Below are 6,168 nucleotides of genomic sequence, written 5' to 3' on the forward strand. Positions count from 1 at the left end.
TGGCCAGCACGTCCTGCGCGGCGATGTGCACGCGGCTGAATTCACCCGGGTCGTCGAGCGGCAGCATCAACCGGTTACCGGCGTCGACCTTGCCCAGCAGCACGCCCGACGGCCCGATCGGGATGACCAGCGGTGCCCCCAGCACACCGCGACGCACTCCATGCAATGCCGGCATCGGCCCGCAGAGGTTGGCCGCGATGGCGCGAGCCTGCTCGCCCGGCAACGTCTTGAGCATGACGCTCGGTGGTGCCGTCGGCGGCTGCGCGGTACGCACCGTCACCGTCGCCGTCATGCTGCCGTCACCGAATACCGTGATGTTCTGGATGACTCCGTCGGCCCGCAGCGCCCAGGCGTGCTCCAGATTCTCCGCGGTGATGTCGTTCGGCCGATACCAGTACGACGTCAGCCAGCCGCCTTCACCGCGCGCGGTGCGCCAGCGCTGGTGATGCGCGTTCAGCGCCGTGGACCCCAGTCGCCGCTCCAATTCGACGATGTCGATGGCCGTCGCTACCTTCGCGCGAATACCGTGCTGGCGTAGTGCGGCGGTGATCCGCTGGGCCGCGGCCAGCGTCGCGGTGCCGACCGAGGTACGCCATTGCAGCGCGCCGGCGTTGGGCATCGACACGATCCGGACGATCAGCCAGGTCTCGCGCTGCCCGGCATACGGCGGCGTGCCGATCAGCGTGTCGTAGACCCGCGGGTAGTCGCCGCTGCTGCGCCGCCGGGCGCCGACACTGACCACACTGAGCGAATCGATCGACAACCCCAGGCTCTGATGCAGCAGCGGCAGTAGTTCGGCGATGTCGACGGTGTTGTCGGTGTAGGTCGCCGTCGAACCGGTGAACAGTGTCGGCCGGTGCGCCTTGCCGAGCAGCTGGACGGCCACCACCGCAACGCCGTCCTGATAGCGGACACCACCACCGGCACGATCGTTGGCGACCGTGATGGGTTCGCTCAACGTGATCGCCCGGCCCCGCTGCCGCCACAGCTTCCACCACGACCACGCCGGCTGACGCCACCAGCGGATCACGCCGGCCGCCACCCCGATCACCAAACCTGCTGCGGCGCCGGGGTATCCGCCGACTGCCCAGCCGATGAGGCCGGTAGTCAGAACGCCGACGATGATCGCCAGCCGGGTCCAAGCGGTCATCGTTCCCGCCGAGCCCGCGCTACCAACGACGCGATCAGTGCCGCGGCGATCACCAGACCGGCGAACACCAGTGCCGCGTTGCGGGCGCGGTGATCCGGTGGCGGCGGTGGGGCGGCGGGCACGATCACCCGACTCTGGGCGCCGACCGCGAGGCGGTCGCCGGGCGGCACGTTGAAGGTCAACGCCGCGACGGGATCCACCACTCCGTAGCCGACTTGGTTGTCCACGCCACGCGGCGGATTGTGCGCCGTCTGCAGAATCCGGTTGATGATCTGGTGCGCGGTCAGCGCGGGATACTTGGCGCGCACCAGCGCGGCCACGCCGCTGACATAGGCCGCCGAAAAGCTGGTGCCCCAGAAGGGCATGTTCTTTTCACCCGCGCGGACCGGCGGGTAGGCGTTCACCGGACCACCGGTCTGCGGGGACAGCCCCATGATCCCCACGCCGGGTGCCGCGGCGGCAACCCACGGCCCGGATAGGCTCTTGCTGACCGGAGCGCCGCTGTTGTCGACGGCGCCGACGGACAGCACGTAGTCAGAGAACCACGACGGCGACGACACGGTCTTGACCTGATGCCAGTCGCGCGGGTCGCCGGCGTCCAGCGGGTCGAAGCCGGGATTCTGGGCGCATTCGTCTTCGCCCTCGTTACCGGCCGCCGCGACGATCACAGCGTCCTTCACGGTCGCGGCGTACCAGACTGCCGCGCCAATTGCGCTCTGGTCCAACGGGTCTGCCGCTGAAACGCACGCCGTGACGCTGATGTTGATCACCTTGGCGCCCATGTTGGCCGCGTGCACGATCGCGCTGGCCAGCGTGGCGATGGTGCCGGCCTTCTTGCGGGCCTCGGTGTCGCCACCGCTCGGCCTTTCCAGTTCGTAGGCCCGCGAGGACTGGCGGATGGAGATGACCCTCGCGTGCGGTGCCACCCCGGCCACACCGTCCGGCGCCCCTGGAGGCAGCGGCGGAACCTCCGGATCGTCCGGCGCACCGCCGGGAACCGGGTCGCCCGGCCCGTTGGACGGCTCGTCCGGCGGGGGCGGTGGTGGCGGCGGCGGCGGGGCGGGTTTGGTTTCGGTGATCGTCACCGGTGACGGTGGTGGCGGTGGCGCGATCGGCGGCGGCGGTCCACCCGGAGGTGGTGGTGCCCCAACCGCCGGCGGCGGACCCGCCGGTGCCGGGAACGCGGGCGCGGCCGGCATCGGGGCGGGCATGGGAGTGCCCTGCGGCGCGGCCGCGATCAGCGAAGCCACCACGGTGCCGTGCGAGTCGCAATCCATCAGCCCGTCGCCGCCCATGATGTAGTCGCCGCCCGGAACCACCGGCAGTCGCGGGAAGGGGTTGACCCCGGTGTCGATGACCGCGACGGGTACACCGTTACCGGTCGAATACTGCCACGCTTTGCTGACGTTGAGCAGGGTGAAGCCCGGGGCGGTGACGGCCACATTCGGTTCGGCGACCGTGATGGTCCGCGCGCAGATGTTGCTCTGCCGCATCGGCGCTTCTGGCCCAGGCTTGCCATCCGGCGGAACCCGGGCGGGGTCGACGGCAGGCGGCGGAATCGCCTGTGCCGCAGGCAGAGTCGACGGAACTGCGACCAGCAGGCCGACGAGAGTGAGGGCCGAGATTCGCAACGGCGCCAACGGACGCATCATCGCATGCGCACCCAGTTGAACAACCCGCCAATCCACGCGGCCAGCGGCAGCGCGGCGATGATCGCCGCGATCTCCAGCCATTCGGCGATCATCCGGACCAATGGGGTGAACCTGGTGATCGGCACCAGCAGCGCCGCCACCAAACCCGCGGCACCGAATCCGGCCAGCAGCAGCGCGCCCCACAGCACCGCGTCGGACGCCGCCGCCGGCGCGTACCAGACGTATTTGATGACGCCGACACACGTCGCTGCGGCCGCCCCGGCCACCAGCGCGATGGCCTGCCGCTTGTCGGCGAACGCCCGGCCGCGGCTGATGAAGATGAGGACGAACAGCCCCGCCAGCACCACCGCGTAACCACTGCGGTAATGGCCCGGCATCAGCGTGGCCCACACTGCGACCGGCAGCGCCAGACTGGCGCCCACGCAGATTCCGGTCAGCACATTGTTCGCGCGGACGGCGGCCGCCGCGATCTGCGCCCCGCGCGGTGTGGTGTCGGGACTCATCTCCTCCTCGACGGCCTCATCCACCGGTGACACCGCGTCGACCGGTAGGCCGGCGCTGCGCCGGAAGAGGTCGCGCCCGGTGACCGAACCGAAGTACGGCGGCCGGATCCTTGCCGACCACAGCGCGATGGTCGGCGCCAGTGTCAGCAGGAACAGCAGGATGACCAGCGTGCACATCCCCAGCCACTGGGCGGGAACCGGCCGCCACATCCGCGCCGCGGCGATCACTCCGCCGAGCCCGCACAGAGTCACGACGGCCGCCGCCACGTTGATGTAGCGCCCGGTCAGCACGGCGACTCCGGAGGTGAGCATCGCCGCCGCGAGCGCCGTGATGAACAGATGCGCTGCCCCGACGGCGCCGGGAGCGCCCGCACCCAGGCTCACCGCAAGCAGCGGTACCGAAATCCAGGCGAACCCGCCGATCAAGTCGGGCCGGTGCGGCCACCACCGCGCCGCCGCCGCGGCGCCGCCGATGGTGAGCAGACCGAGTACGCCCGTGACGATGCTGGGCACCATCGAATCGCTGGCGATGCGGTTACGCACAGCCATGGCCAGCACCGCCGCCGAGGTCGCAGCCAGGATGCCCAGCGAGGTGTGCGCTGCGGTGGCGGCGGTGACAGGTTCGAACAATTTCTTGCCCACCCGGGCCAGGCCGGTGGACAACGACTCGTATTGCGGCTCGAACGAGTCGCCCTCGACCGCGGGTACCAGCACCAGGGTGGCGCCGTCCTCGACACCGAGTTCGTCCAGAGTTTTGGTGACATCGAGTCGCACGCCGTTGGCTTTGTGCAATTCGTAGCCGACTCCGGATTCGAGTCCGGCCAAGCCTCGTCGTTTGAGTTCATCATTGAGTAACTCGACAATGTTGTCGATGAACACCTCGACCGGCACCGACGCCGGGTACACCTGCGAGACAAGGTGTTCGCCACATACCACCGCAACTGCGCAACGCGCGGGAAATGCGACCTTCGCCATTAGCGCGGCCTATCGGCGTCCGGAACGTATTTGTCTGCCAACGCCGCAGTGATCTCGAATAGCCGAAGCCGAGTTTTCTTTTGCAATTCGTGGCGGGTATCGATAATGCCACCTTTAGCCAAATGCTGATCGAATGGCATGAATTCGACAGTCGCGCCTGATTGCCCGAATCGTTCGGTGAGATATGCGCGCGCATCGGCATCATATTTATTGCGGCTGTCATTCAAAATTACCATGCTGCGTGACACCAATTCGTGGTAGCCCATCGACCGCAGCAGGTCGATGGCGCGGGTCACCGGCAGCGAGGTGTCGGCGGTCAGTCCGGACACGAAGACCAACGTGTCGCAGGCGTCGAAGACGGCCTTCATCACCGGATGCTCGAGGTCGTCGGAGGTGTCGACCACGATCACGTTGTGCGTGCGGCGCAGCCGAGACAGCACCCCGGCGAACATCGACGGGACCAGCGGCCGAGGTTGGTCCGACGCGCGGTTTCCGGCCAGGACATCGAGCCCTAAGCTGTTCTGCCCCAAGTGCTCCCGAATATCGGCGTAGCCCTGGACGTCGGTGTCGTTCAGCACGGCTGAGTAGTCGCCCGGCGGGGACTCGTCGATTCGGCCGGCCAGTGTTCCGAAACCGGGCGCCGCGTCGATGGCCACCACGTTCTCCGGCCGGCATTCGCGGAACACCGCACCGATGCAGGCTGTCATCGTGGTCTTGCCGACCCCGCCCTTGCCCGAGACCACCCCGATGACGTACTGCTTGCGGATGTGGCGCCGGATCCGGCCCTGCAATTCGCGGTAATGCCGCTCCGCCGGTGACTCGCCGAGATTAATGGTCTGAAACGACGCAGAATATATGAACTTGCGCCAGCCCGAACCCGGCGGAATTTTGCGCGCCCGGACCATATCCGAGATGCGCAGTGTTTCCGAAACGGAGTCGGGGTGCTGGGGACGCGGACCCGCAGATGGCCGTGGCGTTTGCCGACCTTGTTCCGGTGAATTTGGTGCCGGGTTCCACGGATTTGTCACGATGCCGATGCTAACACGCGTGCAGAACCGGCCACTTACACAACCTTTCGATACGAAAACCATTCATCATTGGCGGGAAGTCGCCGCATCATCCGGTTGACCGCTGCGGTGATGTTGCTGGTTGTGCCCGGCGCCAGGATCATCCACTTTTTGCCGCCGTGCGGTTCGTGCTCGGCAACGATCCGCCCCTCAGGGGTGTCGATGACGGTGACCGCACTCTGCTCGACGTGGGCCCGAGTCGGTCCGGCAAGCGCCACGCCGGATTGAATCGCGACGATCCCAGCCTGGGCAGATCGGTCGGCATCTGCGGCCATTTTCAGGATCTGGAGTTGATCGGGGTCCAAGCGTTGACTCGCCAGGAAGGCGTCCAGGGCCTGCCGGCTGGTTGCCTTTTCCTTCATGACGTCGACGTCGAGTGTCACCGGCCGCAACGGCGCCGGTTCATGAATGCCGCACAGTCGCTCGATCTGGGCTCGGATCACGGCGTTGGCAGCGCCTTCGGCGGTCGACGTTCCGGCGCCACCGATGCGGATCAGATCTTCGGAGCGCTCCATGATCACCCACCACTCGGCGAAGCGCCCGAGCAACGCCCCGGTGAGCGCGGTCCCGTTGTCCGGGGTGCGCACGTTGATCAGCAACGCGATATCGCGTCGCGAGAGCACGGTGAGCCATTCAACGACATGGACGTCGACGGTGCCCGCCTCGTCGATAACGCCGGCGCGCCGCAGATCTGCGGCGACCTTATGGGCCAGCGCCGCTTCGCGCGTCTCGACGCTGGGTCGGATGGACCGCAACCCCAATTCCGGGGCGAGTGTTTCGATTCCGGTGAGTATCTGCAGTACCCACAAGCCGTCGACGGT

5 protein-coding genes are annotated in these 6,168 nt (G+C 67.6%); all 5 read right to left on the reverse strand.

The features are described 5' to 3' along the window. Nucleotides 1-1,150 (reverse strand): type VII secretion protein EccE (eccE, locus tag VN856_RS07245; protein ID WP_325687564.1); only part of this gene is annotated, 1,150 nt, incomplete at its 3' end. Continuing rightward, nucleotides 1,147-2,802, reverse strand: a complete 1,656-nt coding sequence (gene mycP, locus VN856_RS07250) for a type VII secretion-associated serine protease mycosin (RefSeq protein WP_325687572.1) — start codon at nt 2,800-2,802, stop codon at nt 1,147-1,149. The genes mycP and eccE, both read right to left, overlap by 4 nt. Then, the gene (gene eccD, locus VN856_RS07255) at nt 2,799-4,280 is read right to left on the reverse strand and encodes a type VII secretion integral membrane protein EccD (RefSeq protein ID WP_325687566.1); all 1,482 of its coding nucleotides are present in this window, start codon (nt 4,278-4,280) and stop codon (nt 2,799-2,801) included. Before eccD ends, mycP begins: the two co-directional genes overlap by 4 nt. Next, nucleotides 4,280-5,308, reverse strand: a complete 1,029-nt coding sequence (locus VN856_RS07260) for a MinD/ParA family protein (RefSeq protein ID WP_325687568.1) — start codon at nt 5,306-5,308, stop codon at nt 4,280-4,282. The genes eccD and VN856_RS07260 overlap by 1 nt, the downstream gene beginning before the upstream one ends. A 35-nt stretch (nt 5,309-5,343) precedes the next feature. Beyond that, the coding region (locus tag VN856_RS07265; RefSeq protein WP_325687570.1) for an ESX secretion-associated protein EspG at nt 5,344-6,168 on the reverse strand (825 nt) is incomplete at its 5' end.

This window comes from Mycobacterium sp. (genome assembly GCF_035603715.1).
GTDB lineage: Bacteria > Actinomycetota > Actinomycetes > Mycobacteriales > Mycobacteriaceae > Mycobacterium.

What these genes read in the sequence shown, in the direction of transcription:
- eccD (WP_325687566.1), bottom strand. Translation starts at nt 4,280, where the DNA reads ATGGCGAAGGTCGCATTTCCCGCGCGTTGCGCAGTTGCGGTGGTATGT.
- mycP (WP_325687572.1), bottom strand. Translation starts at nt 2,802, where the DNA reads ATGATGCGTCCGTTGGCGCCGTTGCGAATCTCGGCCCTCACTCTCGTC.